The sequence below is a fragment of the Thiomonas sp. TH-17 genome (assembly GCF_057473305.1).
Genome location: NZ_JBYCKI010000303.1, coordinates 1 through 3,669, shown reverse-complemented (window position 1 = coordinate 3,669; position 3,669 = coordinate 1). Strand labels below are relative to the sequence as shown.

At 64.1% G+C, this 3,669-nt stretch carries 5 protein-coding genes; all 5 read left to right on the top strand.

Features of this window, described 5'->3' with window-relative positions; translation table 11 throughout:
- A partial coding sequence (locus tag AC2VLV_RS16655) for an ABC transporter ATP-binding protein (protein ID WP_486991025.1) occupies window positions 1-630 on the top strand: 630 nt, incomplete at its 5' end.
- Window positions 631-653: 23 nt separating this feature from the next.
- Entirely contained in the window at window positions 654-962 is a 309-nt protein-coding gene (locus AC2VLV_RS16650) for a TehB family protein (protein WP_013122802.1), read from the top strand.
- Window positions 963-978: 16 nt separating this feature from the next.
- The gene (locus AC2VLV_RS16645; protein WP_013122801.1) at window positions 979-1,182 is read left to right on the top strand and encodes a YgaP family membrane protein; all 204 of its coding nucleotides are present in this window, start codon (window positions 979-981) and stop codon (window positions 1,180-1,182) included.
- Window positions 1,183-1,189: 7 nt separating this feature from the next.
- Complete coding sequence (locus tag AC2VLV_RS16640; RefSeq protein WP_013122800.1) at window positions 1,190-2,620, top strand: MBL fold metallo-hydrolase RNA specificity domain-containing protein; 1,431 nt, start codon at window positions 1,190-1,192, stop codon at window positions 2,618-2,620.
- The gene (locus AC2VLV_RS16635; RefSeq protein WP_486991024.1) at window positions 2,607-3,494 is read left to right on the top strand and encodes an LOG family protein; all 888 of its coding nucleotides are present in this window, start codon (window positions 2,607-2,609) and stop codon (window positions 3,492-3,494) included. The genes AC2VLV_RS16640 and AC2VLV_RS16635 overlap by 14 nt, the downstream gene beginning before the upstream one ends.
- The last annotated feature ends 175 nt before the right edge of the window (window positions 3,495-3,669 follow it).

Below are 3,669 nucleotides of genomic sequence, written 5' to 3'. Positions count from 1 at the left end.
GTGACCATGCAGGTGGCGCCGGGCGAAGTGGTCGGCCTGGTCGGCCCCTCCGGCTCGGGCAAGAGCACCTTGCTGAAGTGTCTGGGCGCGGTGATCGAGCCGACCGCCGGGCGCATGACCCTGGGCAACGAGGTGATCTACGACGATGGCTGGAAGATTCGCGACCTGCGCGCCCTGCGCCGCGACAAGATCGGCTTCGTGTTCCAGGCGCCGTATCTCATTCCCTTCCTTGACGTCACCGACAACGTCGCGCTGCTGCCCATGCTCGCTGGCGAACCCAACGGTGAAGCACGCCAGCGTGCGCTGGAACTGCTCACCGCGCTCGACGTGCAGCACCGCGCCAAGGCCATGCCCTCGCAGCTCTCCGGCGGCGAGCAGCAGCGCGTGGCCATCGCCCGCGGCCTGGTCAACCGTCCGCCGGTGATCCTCGCCGATGAGCCCACTGCGCCGCTCGACAGCGTGCGCGCGCTGGCGGTGATCCGCATCCTGGGCGACATGGCCAAGCGCTACCAGACCGCCGTCATCGTGGTCACCCACGACGAAAAAATCATCCCCACCTTCAAGCGTATCTATCACATCCGCGACGGCGTGACCCACGAGGAAGCCGGTGAAGGCCGCGGTTTCGACTGAACCGCATAGGAAGGAGTTCTCCCATGTTGAAAAACCTACCCGCAGATGTGCGCCCCTACCGCCGCACGCCCGAGTTCACCGAATCCACGATACCCAAGGGCCTGCTCAAGGAACACACCACCAAACCCGGCGTCTGGGGCGTGATCCACGTCACCCAGGGCTTGCTGGAATACCGCATTCTCGCAACCGTGCCCGAACGACATCTGCTCACGCCCGACAAACCCGGCATCGTCGAGCCGACCGTACCGCATGAGGTGGCCCCCATCGGCCCGGTGCGCTTTTATGTCGAGTTTCATGCCGCCTCGCCCGAGGCGGGCGATCCCCACCCGTAAACCTGGAGAAATTGTCATGACAATCAACATTGGAAGTGTCGATCGCATCATCCGTGTGGCCATCGGCCTGGTGCTGTTGAGCTTGCCGCTGTGGCTGGACTCGCCCTGGCGCTGGCTGGGCCTGATCGGCATCATGCCCCTGTTCACCGGGCTGGCAGGCCGCTGTCCGGGCTATCGTCTGCTGGGGCTGAGCACCTGTCCGATGCGCAAGCAGAAGTGATGCCGCGATGAACCTCGCTTTTCTCGGCGCCGCACGCGAAGTCACCGGCTCTTGCTTTCTGATCGAGACCGCGGACACCCGATTCCTGGTGGATTGCGGCATGGTGCAGGGCGGACGCGACGCGCTTGCGCGCAACCACAATCCGTTTGACTTCGACCCGAAATCAATCGACTTCGTGCTGCTGACGCATGCGCACATCGACCACAGCGGCCTGCTGCCCAAGCTCACCCGCGCGGGCTTCGAGGGGCCGATCTACATGACCTCCGCAACCGCCGATCTGCTCCAGGTGATGCTGCCCGACAGCGCGCACATCCAGGAAAGCGACGTCGAGCGGGCTCGACGTTACGCTAGGTCGGCACAAGACAAGATCGCGCTGCTGCCCCCTCTGTACACGATGGAAGATGCCCAGGACTGCCTGCGCCAGGTGCGGCCCGTCGCCTATGACCAAGAACTGACGCCGCATGCCGGGGTGCGCTGCCGCTTCCGCGACGCGGGGCACATCCTCGGATCGGCCATCATCGAGGTCTGGGTCAGCGAAGCCACGCAGACGACCAAGATCGTGTTCAGCGGCGACCTTGGCCAGCCGGGACGCCCGATTCTGCGCGATCCGACACCCATCGATGACGCGGACATCCTGATCATCGAATCCACCTATGGCGACCGCGCGCACAAGGACATGGCCGCAAGCGAGAGCGAACTGATCGAGATCGTCGAGCGCACCCTGCAACGAGGCAATGTGATCGTGCCGGCGTTCGCGGTCGGCCGTACCCAGGAAATCCTGTACCACCTTTACCGCCTCAGCCGCGAAGGCCGCCTGCACGATCTGAGGGTTTTCGTCGATTCGCCCATGGCCGCCGAAGCCACTCGCATTACCCGGCAATACATGGAACTGTTCGACGATGAAGCGCAAGACCTCGCAGGCTGGCACGCCCGTAGCAAGGCCCCGCTCGATCTCCATTTCACCGCAAGCGTGGACGAATCCATGGCCTTGAACCAGATCCGCTCAGGCGCCATCATCATTTCCGCCAGCGGCATGTGCAATGCCGGACGCATCAAGCATCACCTGCGTCACAATCTACCCCGGCGCGAATGCAGCGTGGTGATCACCGGATTCCAGGCCCAGGGCACCCTCGGCCGGCGCCTAGTCGATGGAGCAAAACAGGTGCGCATCTTCGGCGAAGACATTCCGGTGCGCGCGGCGATCCACACTGTCGGCGGTCTGTCGGCACATGCTGACCAGCCCGCATTGCTGGGTTGGTCAGCCCACTTTCACAAGCCGCCCGCCCGAACCTTCGTGGTGCATGGCGAAGAGGCCGCAGCGCTGGCATTCGCCGAGCGGCTCCGCGACCAACGGGGTTGGGACGTGACGGTGCCTGAGCCAGGCATGTGCGTGCAATGGGATGACAGTACCGGAGGGGGCGGACATGACAGTCCCTGACCAAACCGACGCTGATCAGCGCAAGACACTGCGTGAGGCGATCATGCGCGGGCCGACGTACCGGCTGGCACACGAGGATGTCGCATTTCTTGCCGAGGATGACCTGCGCCCGCTGCGTCTGCAACTGGAATTGCTCAAGCCCGAACGCGAACTGCGCAGGCAGCGCATTACCTCCACTATCGTCGTTTTCGGCAGCGCACGCGTGGTTTCGCGCGAGCAAGCGCAAGCGGAGCTGGCGGATCTGGAGCAGCACGCGGCGCCCCGTCCGCCCCATTCGCAGCAGGTGTCAGAACTGGCCTCGGTGCGGCGCCAATTGGCGCACGCGCGCTACTACGAAGAGGCGCGACGTTTTGCGCATTTGGTCTCGGCCCACTTCCAGCAGGAAGGGCGCCGCGACTTCGTCGTCGTCACTGGCGGGGGGCCTGGCATCATGGAAGCGGCAAACCGGGGGGCGTTCGAGGCGGGCGCGCACTCCATTGGTCTGAACATCACTCTGCCGCACGAACAGCAACCCAACCCCTACATCAGCCCAGAGCTTGCCTTCCGCTTTCGCTATTTCGCCCTGCGCAAGATGCACTTTCTGCTGCGTGCGCGGGCGCTGGTCGCCTTCCCAGGCGGCTACGGCACGCTCGACGAATTGTTCGAGGTGCTCACCCTGGTGCAGACCGGCAAGATGGCGCGCATCCCGATCGTGCTGGTCGGCAGCGAATTCTGGCGTCGAGCCGTCGACTTTGATTACCTCGTGGACGAGGGCTTCATCAGCGCAGAAGACCGGGGGTTGTTCACGCGCGTGGATTCTGCGGAGGACATCGTCACCGTCCTGGAGACCTTCTATCACGGTATGCCGCCGGGCCCCGAGGAGGCGCAGGGATGAACAAGTGCACGCCTTGTCTGCCCTGCGCGCGGGCGCTCGCCCGACATCGCTTGGGACAAACCCTACTGGTGCTGGCGGCATGGCTTCTTATATGGATGCCTCCCGGCGATCAAGAGCAATTGGCGTTGTGTTGTGAAGAAGTCGGCTGCTGCCTTATATCCGGCCTTGGTTGCAT

Coding starts and splice junctions, on each gene's coding strand:
- AC2VLV_RS16650 (WP_013122802.1), top strand. CDS start 654: ATGTTGAAAAACCTACCCGCAGATGTGCGCCCCTACCGCCGCACGCCC.
- AC2VLV_RS16645 (WP_013122801.1), top strand. CDS start 979: ATGACAATCAACATTGGAAGTGTCGATCGCATCATCCGTGTGGCCATC.
- AC2VLV_RS16640 (WP_013122800.1), top strand. CDS start 1,190: ATGAACCTCGCTTTTCTCGGCGCCGCACGCGAAGTCACCGGCTCTTGC.
- AC2VLV_RS16635 (WP_486991024.1), top strand. CDS start 2,607: ATGACAGTCCCTGACCAAACCGACGCTGATCAGCGCAAGACACTGCGT.